The organism is Halogranum rubrum (genome assembly GCF_900114455.1).
In the GTDB taxonomy this organism is placed as follows: domain Archaea; phylum Halobacteriota; class Halobacteria; order Halobacteriales; family Haloferacaceae; genus Halogranum; species Halogranum rubrum.
In genome coordinates this window covers 85,427-106,023 of the sequence record NZ_FOTC01000009.1, presented here as the reverse complement: position 1 = coordinate 106,023, position 20,597 = coordinate 85,427, and the positions used below count along the sequence as shown (strand labels likewise).

At 63.9% G+C, this 20,597-nt stretch carries 21 protein-coding genes; 13 read left to right on the top strand and 8 right to left on the bottom strand.

What is annotated here, in order from left to right; genetic code table 11:
- The first annotated feature begins 28 nt into the window (after positions 1-28).
- Both BM083_RS21235 and BM083_RS21230 read left to right on the top strand, forming a co-directional pair.
- On the top strand, positions 29-3,226 hold the full coding sequence (locus BM083_RS21235; RefSeq protein WP_089872420.1) for an oligosaccharyl transferase, archaeosortase A system-associated: 3,198 nt from the start codon (positions 29-31) through the stop codon (positions 3,224-3,226).
- Positions 3,226-4,194, top strand: coding sequence for a DUF368 domain-containing protein (locus BM083_RS21230; RefSeq protein ID WP_089872418.1), 969 nt, complete (start codon positions 3,226-3,228; stop codon positions 4,192-4,194). The genes BM083_RS21235 and BM083_RS21230 overlap by 1 nt, the downstream gene beginning before the upstream one ends.
- Positions 4,195-4,221: 27 nt before the next feature.
- Here BM083_RS21230 and BM083_RS22985 read toward each other — a convergent pair whose 3' ends face one another.
- Both BM083_RS22985 and BM083_RS21225 read right to left on the bottom strand, forming a co-directional pair.
- The gene (locus BM083_RS22985; RefSeq protein ID WP_143085789.1) at positions 4,222-4,377 is read right to left on the bottom strand and encodes a rubrerythrin-like domain-containing protein; all 156 of its coding nucleotides are present in this window, start codon (positions 4,375-4,377) and stop codon (positions 4,222-4,224) included.
- A 151-nt stretch (positions 4,378-4,528) separates the two neighbouring features.
- Positions 4,529-5,089, bottom strand: coding sequence for a class I SAM-dependent methyltransferase (locus tag BM083_RS21225; RefSeq protein WP_089872417.1), 561 nt, complete (start codon positions 5,087-5,089; stop codon positions 4,529-4,531).
- 117 nt (positions 5,090-5,206) lie between these two features.
- Here BM083_RS21225 and BM083_RS21220 point away from each other — a divergent pair, with 117 nt between their 5' ends.
- From BM083_RS21220 to BM083_RS21205, 4 genes are all read left to right on the top strand, one after another.
- Positions 5,207-5,731 carry a GNAT family N-acetyltransferase gene (locus BM083_RS21220; RefSeq protein WP_089872415.1) on the top strand — a complete coding sequence of 175 codons (525 nt, stop codon included), beginning with the start codon at positions 5,207-5,209 and terminating at the stop codon, positions 5,729-5,731.
- 51 nt (positions 5,732-5,782) lie between these two features.
- Complete coding sequence (locus BM083_RS21215; protein ID WP_089872413.1) at positions 5,783-5,989, top strand: HEWD family protein; 207 nt, start codon at positions 5,783-5,785, stop codon at positions 5,987-5,989.
- A gap of 138 nt (positions 5,990-6,127) precedes the next feature.
- Complete coding sequence (gene cutA, locus BM083_RS21210) at positions 6,128-6,439, top strand: divalent-cation tolerance protein CutA (protein WP_089872412.1); 312 nt, start codon at positions 6,128-6,130, stop codon at positions 6,437-6,439.
- 54 nt (positions 6,440-6,493) lie between these two features.
- Positions 6,494-7,030 carry a hypothetical protein gene (locus BM083_RS21205; RefSeq protein WP_089872410.1) on the top strand — a complete coding sequence of 179 codons (537 nt, stop codon included), beginning with the start codon at positions 6,494-6,496 and terminating at the stop codon, positions 7,028-7,030.
- Positions 7,031-7,043: 13 nt separating this feature from the next.
- Here BM083_RS21205 and BM083_RS21200 read toward each other — a convergent pair whose 3' ends face one another.
- On the bottom strand, positions 7,044-7,715 hold the full coding sequence (locus BM083_RS21200) for a phosphoglycolate phosphatase (RefSeq protein ID WP_089872408.1): 672 nt from the start codon (positions 7,713-7,715) through the stop codon (positions 7,044-7,046).
- A 154-nt stretch (positions 7,716-7,869) separates the two neighbouring features.
- Between BM083_RS21200 and dhaK the strand changes: the two genes are divergently transcribed.
- The 3 genes from dhaK to dhaM all read left to right on the top strand — a co-directional run bounded on the left by dhaK (position 7,870) and on the right by dhaM (position 10,034).
- Positions 7,870-8,865, top strand: coding sequence for a dihydroxyacetone kinase subunit DhaK (gene dhaK, locus BM083_RS21195; protein ID WP_009365629.1), 996 nt, complete (start codon positions 7,870-7,872; stop codon positions 8,863-8,865).
- Between the two features lie 75 nt (positions 8,866-8,940).
- Positions 8,941-9,639, top strand: a complete 699-nt coding sequence (gene dhaL, locus BM083_RS21190) for a dihydroxyacetone kinase subunit DhaL (protein WP_009365627.1) — start codon at positions 8,941-8,943, stop codon at positions 9,637-9,639.
- Positions 9,639-10,034 (top strand): dihydroxyacetone kinase phosphoryl donor subunit DhaM, encoded by a 396-nt coding sequence (dhaM, locus tag BM083_RS21185; RefSeq protein WP_089872406.1) that lies wholly within the window; start codon positions 9,639-9,641, stop codon positions 10,032-10,034. The genes dhaL and dhaM overlap by 1 nt, the downstream gene beginning before the upstream one ends.
- A 21-nt stretch (positions 10,035-10,055) precedes the next feature.
- On the opposite strand, the gene BM083_RS21180 is transcribed toward dhaM, so the two are convergent.
- Positions 10,056-10,856 carry a DUF7537 family lipoprotein gene (locus tag BM083_RS21180; protein ID WP_089872404.1) on the bottom strand — a complete coding sequence of 267 codons (801 nt, stop codon included), beginning with the start codon at positions 10,854-10,856 and terminating at the stop codon, positions 10,056-10,058.
- A 114-nt stretch (positions 10,857-10,970) separates the two neighbouring features.
- Between BM083_RS21180 and BM083_RS21175 the strand changes: the two genes are divergently transcribed.
- Positions 10,971-11,210 (top strand): hypothetical protein, encoded by a 240-nt coding sequence (locus BM083_RS21175; protein WP_245756963.1) that lies wholly within the window; start codon positions 10,971-10,973, stop codon positions 11,208-11,210.
- Between the two features lie 27 nt (positions 11,211-11,237).
- Here the strand turns inward: BM083_RS21175 and ptsH1 are convergent, their stop codons facing one another.
- The 4 genes from ptsH1 to glpK form a co-directional block, all read right to left on the bottom strand.
- The gene (gene ptsH1 / locus BM083_RS21170; protein WP_009365622.1) at positions 11,238-11,510 is read right to left on the bottom strand and encodes a phosphocarrier protein HPr; all 273 of its coding nucleotides are present in this window, start codon (positions 11,508-11,510) and stop codon (positions 11,238-11,240) included.
- Positions 11,511-11,592: 82 nt separating this feature from the next.
- A complete protein-coding gene (locus BM083_RS21165) occupies positions 11,593-12,771 on the bottom strand; it encodes a Cdc6/Cdc18 family protein (protein ID WP_089872402.1) in 1,179 nt (392 codons plus the stop codon).
- A gap of 70 nt (positions 12,772-12,841) precedes the next feature.
- Complete coding sequence (locus BM083_RS21160; protein ID WP_089872400.1) at positions 12,842-13,909, bottom strand: DUF7973 family transport facilitator; 1,068 nt, start codon at positions 13,907-13,909, stop codon at positions 12,842-12,844.
- Positions 13,910-13,912: 3 nt separating this feature from the next.
- On the bottom strand, positions 13,913-15,445 hold the full coding sequence (gene glpK / locus BM083_RS21155) for a glycerol kinase GlpK (RefSeq protein ID WP_089872398.1): 1,533 nt from the start codon (positions 15,443-15,445) through the stop codon (positions 13,913-13,915).
- A gap of 663 nt (positions 15,446-16,108) precedes the next feature.
- Between glpK and glpA the strand changes: the two genes are divergently transcribed.
- The 3 genes from glpA to BM083_RS21140 are packed head-to-tail and all read left to right on the top strand — an operon-like array spanning position 16,109 to position 20,416.
- A complete protein-coding gene (glpA, locus tag BM083_RS21150) occupies positions 16,109-17,878 on the top strand; it encodes an anaerobic glycerol-3-phosphate dehydrogenase subunit GlpA (RefSeq protein ID WP_089872492.1) in 1,770 nt (589 codons plus the stop codon).
- A complete protein-coding gene (gene glpB, locus BM083_RS21145; RefSeq protein WP_089872396.1) occupies positions 17,865-19,130 on the top strand; it encodes a glycerol-3-phosphate dehydrogenase subunit GlpB in 1,266 nt (421 codons plus the stop codon). Before glpA ends, glpB begins: the two co-directional genes overlap by 14 nt.
- Positions 19,127-20,416, top strand: coding sequence for an anaerobic glycerol-3-phosphate dehydrogenase subunit C (locus BM083_RS21140; protein ID WP_089872394.1), 1,290 nt, complete (start codon positions 19,127-19,129; stop codon positions 20,414-20,416). The genes glpB and BM083_RS21140 overlap by 4 nt, the downstream gene beginning before the upstream one ends.
- The last annotated feature ends 181 nt before the right edge of the window (positions 20,417-20,597 follow it).

Here is a 20,597-nt window from a genome sequence, read left to right as displayed (position 1 = left end):
ATGGAGTTTTTTCGAGTCTGTTCGTCCAATGAGTGAGCGTAGCGAGAGTGCCGACGAACGCTCCGTCCTGAACACGGACGGGTCGCTCGTCGACACCCTTCGAGAGAAGTATCACGTCCCCGCCCTCCTCGCCGTGGTGGCGGTCATGTTGTACGTGCGTCTCATCCCCTACGGGAGATTCATCGTCGACGGCGAGGTGCTCTTTTCGGGGAACGACGCGTGGTATCACCTTCGAGAAGTCCAGTACACCGTCCGGAACTGGCCGAGCACTATCCCGTTCGACCCGTGGACCTACTTCCCGTTCGGGACGAGTACGGGACAGTTCGGGACGCTGTACGACCAACTGGTCGCGACAGTCGCACTGATCGTCGGTCTCGGCAGTCCGAGTGAGGCGCTCGTCGCGAAGACCCTCCTCGTCGCACCAGCCGTCTTCGGTGCGCTGACCGCGATTCCGGTCTACCTCATCGGCAAGCGTCTCGGCGGCCGACTCGCCGGCGTCGTCAGCGCCGTCGTCTTGATGCTGCTCCCCGGCACGTTCCTCCAGCGAACGCTCGTCGGCGTCGCCGACCACAACGGGGTCGAGCCGCTGTTTCAGGCGTTCGCCGTCTTCGCCCTCCTCGTCGCGTTCGGCATCGCAGAGCGCGAGAAACCCGTCTGGGAACTCGTCTCCGACCGTGACCTCGACGCTCTCCGAACGCCCCTCCTCTGGGGCGCCCTCGCCGGTGTCGCCACCGCCCTCTACATGTGGGTGTGGCCGCCGGGCGTCCTCCTCGTCGGTGTCGTCGGCGGGTTCATCGTCCTCAAGCAGGTGAGCGACACGGTCAACGGCGGCAGTCCCGAACACATCGCCTTCGCGGGCGCGGTGTCGATGACCGTCACCGGTCTGCTCATGCTCCTCCAAGTCGACACCATCGGCTTCACGGCGACGCGCTTCTCGCTCATCCAACCGGGACTCGCGTTCGCCGTCGCACTCGGCAGCGTCTTCGTCGCCTTCCTCGCCCGACAGTGGGAGTCACGTGACCTCTCGCTGACGCTGTTCCCCGTCGCAATCTTCGGGCTCATCCTCGTCGGTCTCGGCGCACTCGCCGTCGTCGCGCCCGACGCGTTCGGGACGATTCGGACGAACCTCCTCCGAACCGTCGGCTTCAACGCCGGCGCGCAGACGCGGACCATCGCCGAAGCGCGACCGTTCCTCGACCCGGCGCTCCTCGGCGGCGCGTCGGCGACGGACCAGATTCTCCGCGAGTACGGCCTGACGCTGTTCCTCGGCATCGTCGCCGTCGCCTCGATTCTCATCCGCCCGCTGCTCCGCAAGGGTGAGACGCGTGAGTACGCCTACGTCGGCATCAGTTTCGCCGTCATCGCACTCATCTTCCTCGCGCCGGGTCTTCTCAGCGCCGTCGCCGAACCCCTCGACGGTGCGTTCGGGAACATTCCGGTGACGTCGCAACTGCTCGGCCTCGTCATCGTGACGGCACTCATCGTGGGTGCGACGCTATTGGCGCGATACGACGCCGAGCAGTTGTTCGTCGTCGTCTGGGCGGCGTTCATCACCGCCGCGGCGTTCACGCAGATTCGATTCAACTACTACCTCGCCGTCGTCGTCGCCGTCCTGACCGGCTTCCTGGTCGCAGAGACGGTCCAAGCACTCGACCTCGGGTCGGTCACGGACCGGTCCGGCGACTCCGGCATCGGTGGCTGGCAGGTCATGACGCTCGCCGCCATCCTCCTCGTCGTCTTCGCACCGCTGGCCGGACTCGGTGCCGCGAGCGGTGCCGCGTGGGAGCGCTCGCAGAACCACGGTCCGGGCGCAATTACGCAGTGGGACGACAGTCTCACCTGGATGCAGAACAACACGCCCGCCGAGGGCAACTACGGCGGTGCCGGAAACGCCCAGCAGTTGGACTACTACGGCACGTATCAGGAAGGACAGGGTAACCACGACTACCCCGAAGGCGCGTACGGCGTCATGTCGTGGTGGGACTACGGTCACTGGATTACGGTCCAAGGTGAACGTATCCCGAACGCCAACCCGTTCCAGCAGGGTGCGAACACTGCCGCGAACTTCCTCCTCGCACCGAGTGAGGGTGACGCACAGGACGTCCTGACCGGCATGGACGACCAGCAAGCGGACGAGGGTAACCAGACCCGCTACGTGATGGTCGACTACCAGATGGCGACGCCGGGACAGAAGTTCGGCGCACCCATCGTCTTCTACGACGCCGACAACGTCTCACAGAGCGACTTCTACTACACCCTGTATCAGGGCAATCAACAGCAGGGCTATCAGGGCGTCTCGACAGTCAACGAGCAGCGCTACTACGACAGCATGATGGTCAGGCTGTACCAGTACCACGGTAGTTCCGTGAGTCCGCAGCCAATCGTCCTCGACTACGAGATGCAGACGGTGACGAACCCGAACACGGGCGAGTCGCTCAACATTCGGACACTGCCCTCGGGTAACGAGAGCGCCGTCAAGCAGTTCCAGAACATGAGCGCCGCCCGCCAGTTCGTCGCCGAAGACGGCACGGCACAGGTCGGCGGCCTCGGCAACATCCCGTCGGAGCGCGTGCCCGCACTCGAACACTACCGACTCGTGAAGGCCAGTGAGTCCAGTGCTGCGACCCAACAAGGGTCCGGTCCGGCGTGGGTCAAGACGTTCGAACGCGTCGACGGTGCCACCGTCGAAGGAAGCGGTGCACCGGCGAACGCGACGGTGACCGCTCGCGTCCAGATGAACGTCCCCTCGCAGGACTCCACGTTCGTCTACACCCAGCAGGCAGAGACGAACGAGGACGGCGAGTTCACGATGACGGTCCCGTACTCAACGACCGGCTACGACGAGTTCGGCCCGGACAACGGCCACACCAACGTCAGCGTCCGTGCGAACAGTTCGTACTCGTTCAGCACCGGACTGACCGCCGCCGACAACGGCTCTATCGTCGCCTACAGCGGGTCGGCGGACGTCACCGAGGCACAGGTGCTCGGCGAGGACGACGCCGCCGCGCAGGTCCAACTCGAAGAGCAGGTGCTCGGCAACCAGAACCAGAACCAGAACGCGACGACGAACGAGACGGCGTCCGACGACGCCACGGCCACGACGAGTGAAGGCAACGACACCGCGACGAACGCGTCTGCCAACACTACCGAGTCGCTGTCGGCATCGTCGACGGCCGACTCGGTCGGCGTGCTCGTCTCCGAACCGCTCGCTGCCACACACAACTGATGTCGACTGACTTCCGCTCGTGGCTGGCGGTCTACCTCAAGGGCCTCTGTATGGGCTCTGCAGACGCCGTCCCCGGCGTCTCGGGAGGGACCATCGCACTCATCACGGGCATCTACGAGCGCCTCATCGGCGCGGTCACCGGCATCGACGTCGACCGCATCTTGACCATCCTCGGCGGCGTTCGCCCGGGTCACCAGCGGGAAGCCTACGACGCGTTCATCGAGATGGACGGCGTGTTCCTGCTCGTGCTCGGTGCGGGTATCATGTCCGCCGTCATCGCCATGACGCGCGCGCTGGAGTGGGCCATCGAGGAGGTGCCCGTCCTCACCTTCGGGTTCTTCTCCGGTCTCATCCTGGCGTCGGCTATCGTCCTCTACACCGAGGTCGAACTCGACACGCCGAAGCGCATCGCCGCCGCAGTCACCGGGTTCGCACTCGCGTTCTTCGTCTCCGGACCCGCTTCTGCTGCACTCGACGATAGCCTCGTCTTCGTCGTCCTCGCGGGCGCAGTCGCCGTGAGTGCGATGATTCTCCCCGGTATCTCGGGGTCGCTGCTCTTGCTCATCCTCGGGAAGTACGAGTTCATGGTGACGACGCTGAAGGAGTTCACCGATGGCCTCCTCAACGTCGCTCTCGGACAGGCGTCGGTGTCGTCGCTCGTCGCGGACGGCACCGTCGTCGTCGCGTTCATCTCGGGGGCCGTCGTCGGCCTGTTCACTATCGCCCACGCGGTCAAGTGGGCGCTCGAACACTACCGCGAGGCGACGCTCGCGTTCCTCGTCAGCCTCATCCTCGGTGCGCTCCGCGCGCCGGTCAGCGAGGCGACGCGACATCTCGGCGGCGGCGACGTCGTCGACTACAGTCTCTGGACGGCAGAACTCGTCGGCATCTTCTTCGCCGCGGGCGTCGTCGGTGCGGCGCTCGTGCTCGTCGTCGACCGCTACACCGCGGCCGACATCGAGTACTGAGACGAGCGAACTTCGTTTTCTACGGCGCTATTCGCGAGCGACGGCGATGTTTCGGACCTCTCCATCACACTCTGCACAGGCCGCGACGTGTTCTGTGCTCGTCCGTCGGGTTCCACAAGAGAGACACTCGTAGTACCGCTCTTCGGGGCTGTACGGGTCGAGTTCCGTGTTGTGTAGTACCATGTCCCGAGTTCACGAATAGCGAGAGATAAGCGTTCGCCTGAAACACCTTACACAGATATAAGCACCTAAGAGACGTTCGACGAGAACGTTCGCCGAAAAGTGAACAAGCAGACAATCCAGACCGGATTTACTGCTAAGACTGGTCGTTCAGTCACTCGCCGCGCCGTGCGACACAGACAAACGTCTCCCGACGAGTCTCGGCACGGGCGACGGTGAACCCGGCGTCGGCGAGTGCCGAGACGGCGTCTCCGAGCGAGAACCGTTCTTCGCGCGGTGGGCCGTCGTTCCCTTCGCCGTCTGCGCTCCAGTCGACGGTGACGAGACGACCACCGGGACGGAGGACCCGAGCGAGTTCGGCGAGCGACTCGTCGCTCGCGTACTCGTGGTAGGTCATCGTCGAGAAGGCGGCGTCGAGTGCGTCGTCGTCGAACGGCAGGTCCGACACGTCGGCGGTGACCGTCTCGACCGTCTCCGGGAGGCCCTTTTCTCGATACAGGTCGTGCATCTCCGATTGGACGTCGACGGCGTAGCAGGTGTCGACGTAGGGTGCGACGTCGTCGGTGTAAAAGCCCGTCCCGCTGCCGAGGTCGGCGACGACCATCGTCGAGTCGGGGTCGAGAAGTGAGAGCAGTTCCTCACGCGAGCAGAAGCGGTAGCGACCCGGGTCGTCGAGGTTGGCCGCGCGGTCGATGTCGAAGGTGTGAAAGCCCATAGCGTCGCTTGGGGCGGCGAGTGCAAAAACGTCGACCTTCGTCTCTCGTTCGACCGCTGTCGGCGACGAGGATTACGGAGACAACAGTACTTTGCTCACCGGACTCCAGGGACGGATATGCACCTCCACCTCCGTCCTGCCCGGCCGGCCGACACTGGCGTTATCGCGGCGGTCGCCCGCGAATCGTGGCACGCCGCCTACGGCGACTTCCTCTCGACGGTCACCATCGACGAGACGGTCGACGCCTGGTACGACCCGGTGGACCTCCGCGAACAGGTCGAGGAGGGTGCGTTCGTCGTCGCCGTCGACGAAGAGAGGCCGGAGAGCGACGACATAGTCGCCTTCGCCCACGCCGTCGTCGCGAGCGACGGGACGCGACCGACGCTCACCCGTCTCTACGCTCGCGAGTCGTACTGGGGAAGCGGTGTTGGGACGCAGTTACTCCACCGGGTCGTCGCGGACCTCGACACCGACGCGGGCCACGAGTTCCTCTCGGCGCTCGTCTTCGCGAACAATGCGGTTGGACGAGGGTTCTACGAGTCACACGGGTTCGAGGTGGTCGGTCGGCGAACCGAAGCGTTCGACGGCAACGACCACGAAGAGTTGATTCTTCGTGCACCGCTCGACACACTCGCCGAGTGAAATCGGCCGATGAAGTCACGGTTATATCCCTCGGGAAACACTGACACGGGTATGGACGATGTTCGACTCAGGAAACCGACCGAGCGGAACTGTGAGCGATGCGGACGACAGGAACGCTGGACCGACGACAGTTGGCGCGTCGTGACCATCGACGGCGAGCGAGCGACGGGAAGTCCCTACTGCATCCACGAGTGGGACATCGACGGGACGTTCCTCCCGTTCGAAGCGATCGATGGCGGCGAACAGGCCGACGCCTGAGCGGTCGACGCAGCGAGTGACCGGACGATACACCGACGCGCTCTGTATTTCTACACAGATATCCGAACGTCTATCCAGATAGCCATCTGGATAACCGCCCCCCGAAACGATAAATCACACTCGGCGTGAGCAGCCTGCATGGTCACAGTGTACATCACCGCGCCACCGACGGCAGCCGAACACATCGCCCGAACGCTGGTCGAGGAACGTCTCGCCGCGTGCGTCAACCGTGTCGCCTGCGACTCGGTCTATCGCTGGGAGGGAGCGATTCAGGAGGACGAAGAGGTAGTGTTGCTCGCGAAGACGACAGACGAGCGGTACGACGCGCTCACAGAGCGAGTCGTCGACGTGCACCCGTACGACGTTCCCTGTCTCGAACGATTCGACGAGAGAGACAGCTTCGAACCGTTCGCACAGTGGCGCGACGACGTCGTGACCGACGAAGAGTAGCGGGGGCGGTGAGCGTGTTCGAAGCTACTTGCCGCTCCGGCGTGTAGTTAGGCTATGCGTCTGACCGCGGTGCTCGCCGTGCTCCAACTGCTGGTGGTACTGAGCGGGTGTCTCGCGGGGAGTCCGTCGGGCAGTGGTCCGGATGTGGGCCAGAGAGTGACGACACAAGCCGACGAGTCGACGGTCCATCTCTCGTCGGCCGAGACGCGACTCGTCTCTCGAAGTGACCTCCGGGCCACACTCGCCGAGACGGGTGGAGACCCCGACGCGTACGACCTGCGTCTGTACTACGTCGACGCCGAGGGCGTGTGGCACCGAGCGGACACCGATGGAACAGTCGGGTCGGCTGTCCCCGACGGTGACGTCGTTCCGGGTATCTTCGTCGACGACTCACCGGGGGCGTCGGGGACGCAAATTCCCGAGCGACTCGACGTCCCGCCGTCGGACCGCCCGGTATACGTCTGGAAGGTGACGAAGACGACGGGGACGCCCGAGACGACAGTCGTCGACGCCGAGAGCGGCGAGACGCTGGGTGTGTGGACCGTCCCCGGCCACGGGCGGCCGCCGCCGACCGAATCGACCGAAACGTGAGAATCGAGTTTGGCTACCGGTCCGCAATCTCCTCCAGCACCGACAGCGTCCCGTCCATGTACCCCTCGTCGAGAACGACGTCGGCGGCGGCGCGCGCCCGGTCGTCGGCGTTGGCGACGGCGTAGGATTCGGCGGCGACGTGGAACGTCGAGACGTCGTTTTCGCTGTCGCCGACGGCGACGAACGACTCGGCGTCGACACCGAGGATGTCTGCAACTTCTTTCAACCCGACGCCTTTCTCGACACCGGGCGTCTTGACGTGGTAAGCGTACCCCGTGTCGACGACTTCCATGTCGTACTCGGCGGCCACCTTGCGGAGCAGTTCTTCGTCGCTGTCGATGTGGACGGCGATTTCGGTCTCTCGCCAGCGGTTGGTCGTGTCGGCGGCCCCCCATCCGAGGTCACCGCCGCGCGACTCGAACTCTTCGGCGACGGCTACCGCCTTCTCACGGTCGCCGGTGTACGACACCTGTTCGTCGGCGAGGACGACGCCGCCGTTCTCGGCGACGACAGTCTCGGGGATGCCGATGTAGTGACAGAGCGTGACCGGGTACGGGAAGGATTTCCCGGTCGCTAAGACGACTGGGGCGTCCCACGACGGGAGGACGTCGAACACGCGAGGGTCGATGGTTCCGTCCGGCGTCGTCAGCGTCCCGTCGATGTCGAGTGCGAGTGGTGGCGTCATGGCCGACCCTTCGCGGGCGAGCACGTAAATCGGGTGGCCTCTCGGACTCGTCGACGACGACCGTTCGATTCCCCTGCCCGAGCGAGTGTCAGCCGATCCGACACACCGCTCTACAAACGCTTTTGCGTCGGCACGTCTAGGTGTATCACGAACCATGAAGAAACTCATCAACGACCCGGCAGACGTGGTCGACGAGATGCTCGACGGGATGGTCGCTGCCTACCCCGACCGACTCCGCCGTCTCGACGGGTACGAAGTCCTCGTACGCGCAGATGCACCGGTCGACGGAAAGGTTGGTGTCGTCTCCGGCGGGGGGAGCGGCCACGAACCGACACACGCGGGCTACATCGGCGACGGGATGCTCGACGGCGCGGCCGCAGGACAGGTCTTCACCTCGCCGACGGCAGACCAGTTGAACGAGATGGTCAAAGCCTGCGACGCGGGCGAAGGCGTCCTCTGTGTCGTCAAGAACTACGAGGGCGACGTGATGAACTTCGAGACGGCCGGTGAGATGGCCGCGATGGACGACGTCGAGGTCGAACAGGTCGTCGTCAACGACGACGTCGCCGTCGAGGACTCGCTCTACACCTCCGGTCGACGCGGGGTCTGCGGGACGATTCTCGTCCACAAAGTCGCTGGCGCGAAGGCGGCCGAAGGCGCGGAGTTGGCCGAGGTCAAGCGCGTCGCCGAGAAAGTCGTCGACAACGTCGGCACGATGGGGATGGCGCTCACCTCCTGTGTCACCCCGGAGAAGGGTGAACCGACGTTCGACCTCGGCGAGGACGAGTTAGAACTCGGTATCGGGATTCACGGTGAACCCGGCACCCAGCGTGCGGACATGATGAGCGCCGACGAGATCACCGAGCATCTGACGGAGAAAGTGCTCGACGACCTCGACCTCGATTCGGGCCAGGAAGTCGTCACCATCGTCAACGGGATGGGCGGCACGCCCGAGATGGAACTGTTCGTCGTGAACAAGCGTCTGCAAGAACTCATGGACGACCACGACCTACAGGTCCACGACGCGTGGGTCGGCGACTACATGACCTCGCTGGACATGATGGGCTGTTCGGTCACCGTCTGCGCCGTCGACGACGAGTTGAAAGAACTCCTCGACGCCCCGGCCGACACACTCGCACTGAAACGCTGATACGTTGACACGCTGGTGCGCTGACGCGTCGCCGCGGGACACAAACGCTTTCACTTTTCACGACACCTGTAGCGTATGGCAGATACGGAGACACAGCGAGAAGCGGTTTTGGCCGCCATCGACGCCGTCGCCGAGCGCCTCTCGGCGGAGAAGTCGTACCTCACCGACCTCGACTCGGCGATCGGCGACGCCGACCACGGCGCGAACATGAGTCGTGGATTCGGCGCGGTCGCCGAGAAGACCGACGAGTTAGACGGTGACATCGACGACGTCGTCAAGACGGTCGGTACGACGCTCATCTCCGAAGTCGGCGGCGCGTCCGGGCCGCTCTACGGTGGCTCTATCATGTTCGCCAGCCAAGAGTTGGAAGGCGGCATCACCGCCGAGACCAGCGTCGCCTTCGCCGAAGCCTACCTCGATAAGGTACAGGACCGCGGCGACGCACAGATTGGTTCGAAGACGATGGTCGACGCGCTCACTCCCGCTGTCCACACGTTCAAGAAGTCTATCGAGCAGGACGACCTACCGCCGCTGACCGCACTGGCGAAGGCCGTCGACGCCGCCGAACGCGGTGTCAACTTCACCGTTCCCCTGAAGGCGAAGAAGGGCCGTGCCTCCTATCTCGACTGGCGCTCCGTCGGCCATCAAGACCCCGGCGCGACGAGCACGCTGTTCATCATGGAGGAACTGCTGGACGTCGCGAGCGAGCATCTCGAAGGTGAGACAGACGTCGACGCGACGTCACCCGAGGCCGTCGAACGGGAGGCCGAATAATGGTCGGACTCGTCGTCGTCTCCCACAGCGCGAAGGCCGCCGAAGGCATCTGCGACGTCGCCGCCGAGATGGGGAGCGCGGAGGCCGAAATCGTCGCCGCCGGTGGCGACGAAGACGGCAGTATCGGGACGAGCGCCCCCCGGATTCAGGACGCTATCGAGCAGGCCCGCGACGACGACGGCGTCGTCGTCCTCGTGGACCTCGGCAGCGCGGTGATGAACACCGAACTCGCCATCGAGATGCTGGAGGCGGAGGACGACGACGTCCGTATCGCCGACGCGCCGATTCTGGAAGGGACGCTGAACGCCGCCGTCAACGCCGCCGGGTCGAAGGCGACCCTGGAGTCGGTGGTCGAAGCGGCCGAAGACGCGCGTGAGTACCGAAAGCTGAACTGAGTCGAACTGACGGTTTCCCCGTCAGCGCACCCTGTCTCTCGTCTCGTCGAGCGCCGTGTCGACCCACTCGGGTCGCGGCACCGTCGTCTCGCCGATATCGCTGACGCGCATCGTCTGCGTGACCTGAAGCGTCTCGTTTCGGAACACCGTCTTGTACCGGAGTTCGTAGTGTCTGAGTACCCCGTCACCGTCGACGGCGGCGGTGAGTGTGGCGTTTCGGGCGGGTTCACGGCCGATGCCGAACGCTCGTGTCTCGGTCGGCTCGGCCGATGTGAGGTGGTAGCGCGTCTCTGCACCGCCGCCAGTCCGACCCGTGGTCGTCAGGTCGAACGAACTCGAGATGGAGTAGACGGTGCTGAACGACGCCGGACGACCCCGGTGGAGTCCGCGTCGGTACACGCTGTCGCCGTCCTGCGTCACCTTCGAGACGGAGACGCTCTCGTTCTCCCAGTGTTCGACACCCCCGGTCGAACCCCCGAGGAACAGCGGGCGCGTCCCATCAGCGCGGGTCTGGTACCACGCGCGTCCGTTCGCACCGACGCGGTGCGTCACGTTCGTCCGCGAAAGGACCGTGCCGTTCTCGTATCGAACGACCCGTCGAAGGTCGACAGTGTACGAGGCGTCGTCGAGCACCGAACTGTGACTCTCGGTGAGCGAACGTGCGTCGGTGACCCGCTCCATCGAGAGTCCGGCGGGTGGGGCGGCGGGCGTCGCCGTCGGTTGCTGAGTCATCGTCGATTCACTCGGCCCGACGCCGGGTGCGGCGCTGCATCCGGCGCAGGCGAGGAGGAGTGCGAGTGAGAGGTGGAGGGCGAGTCGCATACGTCGCGCTTCGAGTGTGTGAAACATAACAGTGGCTCACAGAGGGGTGCGCTTCGACGTCGTCGAAACCACCGCCCAATAGTTATCACCGAAAAGAGATAACAGCGAAGTAACGTGAGCAGCGACATCGACGGCGTCCGCAGATTCGTCCGAAAGAGTCCGCTCTTCAGCGCGAGACGATTGCTGTTCTGTCTCTCAATCGTACTCGTCTTGGTGCTTGCCGACGCGTTCGTGTTTCACTTGCGGGGTATCGAGACGACGGCGGATATCGCGACACAGCTCGCCATTCACACGCTCGGCACGTACCTCGGGTTGACACTGGTCGCACTCTTCGATGCGTCGTGGCAGTGGTGAGCGAGTTCGAAAGCGTCGCGAGAACAGTTACTCGTCGTCTTCGGGTGTCGTGAGAATCTCCTCTAAGGCGTCGAGGGCCGCTTCGGCGTCGTCGCCCTCGGCGACGAGTCGGACCTCCGTCCCCGAGGGGACGTTCATCCCCGTCACGGCCAGCATGCTGCTCGCCTTCACCGGGTCTTGGTCGCCGTCGACGGGGGCGATGGTGACTTCGGCGTCGTACTCGCCCGCAGTCTCGACGAACTTCGCGGCGGGACGAGCGTGAAGACCTGCTTCCGGGACGACAGTGACGATTCGTTCCATGGAGGGGAGACGAAAGACGCCGACTTTACTCGTCTGGTTGCGGCCGACTACGGTCGGTTGGAGTCGATTGGAGTCGATTACGCTACTCGCGGCCGCCGTTCAGTTCGAACAGGCGTTTGAACACGACGGTCGGAAACCGGGGTTCGAGTCGACTCGGTGGGCGGCCTTTCCCTTCGGCTTCTTCGATGGTGACGCGGCGAGTGATGCCGCTCTCGGCCAGTTCGTAGAGGATTCGTTTGACCGTCGTCGACGAGAGGTCGACCGTCTGTGAGATGTGTTCGCTGGCTTCTTGCACCGAACTCCGCTCGTCGTCGTTCAGTTCCAAGAGCCGTCGAAGCACTCGCTGGCGATTCGCCGGGAGTGCGAGGACGCGGCCGAGTGAGACGCTGGGTCGAGGAACGGCGTCGATGCCCGCATCGAGGTCAGCCGTGTCGATACTGTCGTGACCGGCGGCAGTCGCCGTCTCCGCCGCTCCGAACAGCGCGGCGAGGGCGTCGTGAGCGTCGCCGTCGGCCCACTCGGCGATGGTTCTGGCCGCTCTGTGGTCGAGTCCCTGTTGGGCGAGACCGACCGAGGCCCGTGTCATCAACACGTCGACGAGCATCTGCCGCTGGTACGGTTCGACCTGGATGGACTCGGCGGTGTACTCGGTCAACACCGTCTCGGAGGGAAGCGCCCGGCCGATAGCTAGCCAACTGACGTTGCTCGGAAGCCCCGCAAACAGGTCGACGAACTCGGCTTCGGTGATGTTGCCGGGTTCGCCGAGATGGTCGATTGCGACGACGACGCCGGTTCGAGAGCCACCGAGTGACTGGTGAAGTCGCGACTTGAGCGTCTCCGTCCCGATACCGTGTTCGGGGACGGACTCCTCGACGAGTGCGTCCAGTACCGCGTGGTAGAACGCGAACTCGCTCGTCGTCTCTCTGGCGTCGACGTAGACGAACGCTGGTGAAATCGCTGACTGTGCGCGCGTCGTCGTGTATATTGCCGCGTTACGCTCGGCCAGGAGGCGCGTGAGGTGGCTGAACAGCGCGGTAACGACGGCCGACTTCCCCGACCCTTTCGGACCGTACACGTAGGCGTTCGGTGGGAGGTTACCGTCGAAGACGGGGTCGAGATAGTCGAGCAGTCGCTCTAGGACCGGCCCGCGGTCGACCGGTTCGCTGATGTGCGTGACCGGTGAGAGCGACTCGTACTCCAGAATCAATCGAGGTTCGCCATCACGGCGGCGTCGTCGTTTGATTCGCGCTTCGATGTCCATAGTGTAGCTGCAGGTGTATGTTGGTGTGTTGCTCGTATGCGAAAATAAAATCGCTCTTCGGTCGAGCGAGTTAGAGGCCGAGATACGCCGAGTTGGGCAGGATCCCCGCCAGGTAGAGCACGCCGATGAGGATCGTCATGACGAAGATCGCCATCGCAGGCGGGTCGACGTGGGTCCCCGAGTGGGAGTAGAAGACCCGCTGCGTGACCTCACCGAAGAGGCCGCTGAGCAGGCCGAAGACCCCACCGACGAGCAGAGCGACGACGGGACCACCGATGGCCGCGCCGATTGCTGCACCGCTCGACCCGAGCAGCGTGATGTGGTGTGTCACCGGAATCTTCTCGACCCCGAGGTTGAGGAAGAGCAGACTGATGGCCGACAGACCGTAGCCGAGGAAGAAACTCCCCGTCTGAATCCAGATGTAGGCACCGAGGATGCCACCGACGAGACCGATGACGGTGACGCCGGGCCACTTGTACTGGTGGGGGAGCCACGGTTCGGTCGCGGGGCGAACGCGCTCGACGCCGCCGTCGGTCTCCGTGCGCTCTTCACCGCGCTCGAAGGGAGACATGTCGAGGTAGCCACTTCCGGCCGGACTGCCGATGAGCGGGTAGCTGAACACGAGACGGGCGATGAGCGCAGAGACGAACACCGCCATCGCGATAGTGTCGAACGGCATTCCGAAGCCGATGGCGACCTGATTGAGCAGCACGCCGAGCACACCGAACGCCGCACCGACGGCGAGAATGTCCGGCTTCGTCCCGAACGCGTAGGTGATGTCCTTCCCGAAGTGGTAGCCCTCGGTAGAGCCCATCTCGGGATACTTCTTGCCAGCGTAGGCGGACGCGGCGACACCGCCGGCGAAGACGATGTGTGGACCGGTGATGGCACCGAACCCGATGACGCCCGTGATTCCGGTCGCGATTTCACCGGCAGGGATGCCCTCGACACCGCCGAGGTTCCGCTCTAAGATTGCGATGCCTTCACCGAGGAAGACGACGAATCCCGTGAGGATGAACCCCGGAAGTGCACCGACTGCGGCACCGAACGCGCCGCCAGCGAGCGCGGTGATGAGGAGTAGGACGAACGCCTCCACCTCCATGTTGATGAGCGGGATTTGCAGAGCCAGTTCGTACATTCACTACTCCTCCTGTGCCCAGTTGAGCGAGCGCTCGACCGCGTCGTGCCAGCGGTCGTACAGCTTGTCGACTTCTTCGGAACTGCGCTCGGGGGAGAACTCGCGGTCGATCTGCCAGTTGTCGCGGAGTTCGTCGACGGTGTCCCAGTAGCCGACGGCGAGTCCGGCGGCGTAGGCCGAACCGAGTGCGGTCGTCTCGTCGACTTCCGGACGAGCGATGTCGGTCTGGATGATGTCCGACTGGAGTTGACAGAGGAAGTTGTTCTTGACCGCGCCGCCGTCGACGCGGAGCGACGTCATTTCGACGCCGGAGTCGGCCTCCATCGCGTCGGCGACGTCGCGCGTCTGGTAGGCGATTGACTCCAGCGTCGCCCGGACGATGTGCTCTTTTCGCGTCCCACGCGTCATGCCGACGATGGTACCGCGTGCACGGCCGTCCCAGTGCGGTGCACCCAGACCGGTGAACGCCGGGACCATGTAGACGCCGTCGGTCGAATCGACGGAACTAGCGAGTTCCGCCGTCTGTGCGGCGTTATTGATGAGGTCGACGTCTTCGAGCCACTCGATGGCGGCACCCGTGATGAAGATGGAGCCTTCGAGAGCGTACTGGACGGGTTCGCCCGACATCTGGAAGCCGATGGTGGTCAGGAGTCCGTGGTCGGACTTGACCGCCTCGTTGCCGGTGTTCATCAGATAGAACGAACCGGTACCGTAGGTGTTCTTGGCGTCGCCCTTGTCGAAACAGGTCTGCCCGAAGAGTGCGGCCTGCTGGTCACCCAGCGCACCGGCGACGGGCACTTCTTCGCCCAGGAAACCGTCGGCGTCGGTGTGGCCGTAGAAGTCTTCGTCCGAAGACGGACGGACTTCCGGAACCATCTCCTTCGACACGCCGAACTCTTCGAGGAGTTCGTCGTCCCACTCCATGTCACGGATGTTGTAGAGCATCGTCCGCGACGCGTTGGTGACGTCCGTGATGTGGTTCCCGGTCAGGTTGTAGATGAGCCACGCGTCGACCGTTCCCATGAGAAGTTCGCCGTCTTCGGCGCGACTTCGCAGGCTGTCGCCGCGAGAGCTCTGGAGCTTGAGCGGTTCGGCGTTGTCGAGAATCCACTCGGTCTTCGTCGCCGAGAAGTAGGCGTCGGCTTCGAGTCCCGTCTTCTCGCGAATCCACTCGACTTTGTCCTCGTCTTGCAGTTCTTCGACACGGTCGGTCGTCCGGCGGTCCTGCCAGACGAGCGCGTTGTGTACCGGCTTCCCCGTCTCTTTGTCCCACACGATGGTCGTCTCACGCTGATTCGTGATACCAATCGCTTCGAGTTGGCTGGCGTCGATACCCCCCTCTTCGAGACCCTCCTGCACGACTTCCTTCGTGTTCTCCCAAATCTCGATGGGGTCGTGTTCGACCCAACCGGGGTTCGGATAGATTTGTTCGTGTTTCTTGTACGCGTTTGCGACGACCTGGCCACTGTGGTCGAAGACCATGAAGCGTGTCCCTGTCGTCCCCTGGTCGATCGAACCGACGTATGTGTCTACCATCTGAATGTTCTCCGTTGGCCAACCTTATTTATCCGAGGTCGTGCCCTACCGGTAAACAATATGGTGAATCATTATAAAGATTACTCATGACCTTCTCACTGCCAGTAAAGAATGTCCGTCCGAGAGTGCTTTGAAGCCCCGTAGCGTCCGTCTCGGACCGTTTTCGTGTTCGTCCGGCGGTTGCGAGAACGTCGCTGCCGGCGTCGACAGGTCGGCGGCGACGACGACAGTTCGTGTCCACGCTCCGCGCGCGTGCGTAACACAGAGTACAAGTCGTGTAGATGGGACGAACGATGCGCGTTCGCCCCCAATAGTTGGACAGTGTTCCGTCTGAGCAACGGTGGACAGCCGTCTCGGTGGTCACATTTTCTCCAACGAACGGCTGTCGGCGATGATTGTTACTGCCGATGTCGCACGCAGAGTAAGTAACTCGAACCACGTATTTCACCTCGTCGTCGAGATTTTTCTTCTGCCGTTCGTGCGCAATATGGGTGCTGTGAATGGTGTTTTCGTCGCCGACAGTTCGTGTAAAATCGAGTGAATTTCGTGTGATATCACTGCCCATGTTGCGGCAAGACACTCATCATTTCCGATTAAATTTACTGGTAACGTGGGGTTCAGCGGTAAAGTAAAGTGTTCCCGCTCCAACTCTCAGACGAACCGATGACCGAGACACCGTCAGTGCTCGTCATCGGAGGCGGCTCCACCGGGTGTGGTATCGTCCGTGACCTCGCGATGCGAGGGATGGACGCGACGCTCGTCGAGAAGGGGAACCTGACGCACGGAACGACCGGGCGGATGCACGGACTCCTTCACAGCGGTGGACGCTACGCCGTCTCCGACCAAGCCAGCGCAAAGGAATGTATCGAGGAGAACCGAGTGCTGCGGGAGATCGCCAGTCACTGTGTCGAGATGACCGGCGGGTTGTTCGTCCAACGTCCCGAGGACTCAGACGACTACTTCCAGCAGAAACTGGATGGCTGTCGCGAGTGCGGTATCCCCGCCGAGGTTCTCTCGGCGGAGGAAGCCCGCGAGATGGAACCCTACCTCGCGAAGGACATCAAACGCGCCATCCGCGTGCCGGACGGCGCAGTCGACCCGTTCCGTCTCTGCGTCGCCAACGCGGCCAGCGCCGAACAACACGGCGCGCGCATCGAGACACACGCCGAAGTCGTCGACGTACTCGTCGAAGACGGCGAAGTCGTCGGCGTCGAAGTGAAACACGACTCCGGACCGGGTACCCGAACGCACAAGCAACCGGGCACGACGGAGAAGATTTACGCCGACTACGTCGTCAACGCGACGGGCGCGTGGGCCGGGCAACTCGGCGAGATGGCCGGTGTCGACGTCGAGGTCCGACCCTCGAAGGGCGTCATGACCATCATGAACACCCGACAGGTCGACACCGTCGTCAACCGCTGTCGGCCGAAGGGCGACGCCGACATCATCGTCCCCCACGAGACGACGTGTATCCTCGGGACCACCGACGAAGAGGTCGAAGACCCCGAAGACTACCCCGAAGAGGGGTGGGAGGTCGACCTGATGATAGACACCCTCTCGGAACTCGTCCCGATGCTCAAAGATGCCCGGACGATTCGCTCCTTCTGGGGCGTTCGCCCGCTCTACGAACCGCCGGGCACGGGCACCGAAGACCCGACGGACATCACCCGCGAGTTCTTCCTGCTCGACCACGACGAGCGAGACGACCTGCCGGGGATGACCAGCATCGTCGGCGGCAAACTCACGACCTACCGGATGATGGCCGAGCAGATTTCCGACCACGTCTGTGAGAAACTCGGTGTCGACGCCGAGTGCCGAACCGCCGACGTGCCGCTTCCCGGGAGCGAGGACTTCACCGTCCTCCGCGACTACATGGACGAGTTCGGACTTCGGTCGCCAATCGGCCGCCGGAGCGCCCAGCGTCTCGGGTCGCGCACGGACGAGGTGCTCAAGACGGACGGGCCGAACCCGGTCGTCTGTGAGTGTGAAGCCGTCACCCGCGCGGAGATTCGCGACGCCATCGAGGGCTCCGGGTCGGACCTCAACGCGGTCCGCATCCGCACCCGTGCTTCGATGGGTAACTGTCAGGGCGCGTTCTGTTGTCAGCGGATGGCGAACGAACTCGCCCCCGAGTACGACGAAGCCGTCGCCCGCGAGGCCTACCACGAACTGTATCAGGAACGCTGGAAGGGCGAGCGACACGCGCTTTGGGGCCGACAGTTGTCGCAGGCGATGTTGAAGTACGCGCTGCACGCGACGACGATGAACCAGGACGGCGACCCCGCCGAGACGGGTGCCGACGTGGACTTCGGCGCGTTCGACTCGGGGACGGACGTCGCAGGCGACGAGTCGGGAACGACTGCCGTCGCCGACGGCGGGTCGAAGTCGGACGAACGAGACGCGTCCACCGGAGGTACACGTGCCGATAAGTGAAGACGTGCTCGTCGTCGGCGGCGGCATCGCCGGGTCGACGGCGGCGCTCGCGGCGGCCGAGACGGGCGCGTCCGTCCGTCTCGTCACCTACAAGAAGTCTACCATGCGCTTCGCCAGCGGACTGGTCGATATCTTAGGATACACGCCCGACGGAGAGGGACCCATCGCAGACCCCTACGAGGCACTCCACTCCCTCCCCGACGACCACCCGTACAGCATCGTCGGCGAGGACGCGATTCGCGAGGCGTTCAGCCTCTTCGACGAGGTTGCGGGCGACCTCTACGTGGGCAGTCACACCGACGCGAACGCCCTCCTGCCGACACACGGTGGGACGGTGAAACCGACGGCTCGCTACCCAAAGTCGGCGAAGCACGGCCTCGCCAGCGACGCCCGAGACACGCTCTTGGTCGGCTTCGAGTCGTTGACCGACCTCGACGCACCGCTCGCGGCGAAACACATGGCCGCGGCGGGCGTCCCGTTCGACGTTCGCGGCGTCACCGTCGAGTTCCCCGTCGAACTCCGCGCGGACGCGAAGGTGACGCGTTTTGCCAAGACGCTCGACAACGACACCGACCGCGTCCGGCGTCGACTCGCCAACGCGGTTCGGCCACATCTCGACGGGGCCGAGCGCGTCGGGTTCCCGTCACTCCTCGGCGACGACCACAACGACGAAGTCCACGAGGAACTCGCCGCGGAACTCGGCGTCGACGTGTTCGAGGTGCCGATGGGACCGCCGAGTCTTCCGGGTCTCCGACTGGAAGACCGGTTCTTCCACGCGCTCGACGAGGCGGGTGTCCGTATCTCGGCGGGGAACCCTGCCGTCGACTACGAGACAGACGAGAGCGGCGACCGAATCGCCGCCGTCTACGTCGACCGGAAGGGTCAGCGCGTGCCGTATCACGCCGAACAGGTCGTCTTGGCGACGGGCGGACTCGTCGGCAAAGGCATCGACTCCTCACGCGAGAGCGTCGAAGAGCCGATTTTCGGCTGTCACGTTCCGCACGCGGCGGACCGCTACGAGTGGTTCGACGTCGACGCCTTCGGCGACCACCCCTTCGCCAAGTTCGGCGTCGTGCCGGACGAGGAACTCCGACCGACGGGGCCAGAGGGGAACGTAGAGTTCGAGAACCTCCGGGCCGCGGGCGGCGTCGTCGGCGGTGCGGACTTCGCAGCGGAGAAATCGGGAAGCGGCATCTCGCTCGCCACGGGACTCGTGGCCGGGCGCAACGCAGGGACGGAGGCTAGTCAATGAGCGACGCAGAGAACGTCAACGATAATCTCAACGAGTTCGAGCCAGTACAGGTGTTTCCGGAGAGCGAGGACATGGACCTCCGTCCGGGCGCAGACAACTGCTACAAGTGTACGACCTGCGACACGGCGTGCCCAGTGGCGGAAGTCGACGACAAGTTCCCCGGGCCGAAGTTCCAAGGCCCGGAACAGTGGCGTCTGAAGCGCAAAGAAGACGAGGGCGTCGACGACTCCATCATGTCGTGTTCGAACTGCATGCGGTGTGACGACGCCTGCCCGTCGTCGGTGCCGCTGTCGCAGATGCACAACACGGCCCGCGGGGAGTACGTAGAGGAACAGATGGACAAGTTGTCGCGAGAGTACATCCGCAACCGCATCCTCGCGAACTACAACACGCTCGCGATGCTCGGGAGCAAGGTACCTCGACTCACCAACTTCGTGATGGGCAACTCGCTCGTCCAGAAGGTGAACGCGAAGGTGCTCGGCATCACGGGAGAACGTGAGTTTCCGGAGTTCGCCGAACAGACGTTCCGCGAGTGGTGGGAGGAGCGCGGCGGCCCGCAGGTGCGCTCCGAGGAGAAGCGCGTCGCCTACTTCCACGGCTGTTACTCCAACTACAACACGCCCGAAGTCGGCAAGGCGATGGTCCGCGTCTTCGAACAGTTTGGCTACGAAGTCGTCGTGCCCAAACAGCGATGTTCGGGGACGCCGATGTTCGCAAACGGGATGCTCGACGACGCGAAGCGCGCCGCGGGCATCAACGTCGAGAACTTCACGGGCCTCATCCCGGAGGGGTACGACATCATCGCCTCCTGTACCTCGTGTTCGATGTCGCTCCGACAGGAGTACCCCGAACTGTTCGACATCGACGGCATCGAGGACCTCTCGACGCACACCTACGAGGCGCTGGAGTATCTCCGCATCCACGAGGACCTCCACGGCGCAATCGAGGACGCCGAAGTCTCCGAGCAGGCGTTCGCGTACCACGCGCCGTGTCACGCCCGGAACCAAGGACTCGACCGGCAGGCGGTCGAACTGTTTCGTGACCTCGACGGCGTCACCATCCAAGACGTCGGCGACTCCTGTTCGGGCATCTCGGGAACCTACGGCTGGAAAGAGGAGAAGTACGACACGTCGATGGCCATCGGCGAGGAGATGTTCGACCACATGCACCACGCCGAGGGGAACGTCGGCATGACCGAATGTCCGACCTGTTCGATGCAGATGAACCACGGGACGGGCTACGAGATTCGACATCCGCTCCAGTTGCTCGAAGAAGCACTCGTCTGAGGGCCGCCTCACCTGCGAACCTTTTTGAACGAAGTCGGGACCACTGCTCGGTAGCGTGCTGTAATCCGAACCACGACGCATCCTGCGAGTGTCCGACACAGTGCGTCGTGGAGTGGTCGTGTCGGCTGTCCGTTACTCTCGTCGCGACGAGCAGTCCCCAGAGCTAGAGCGACGTCGCTCG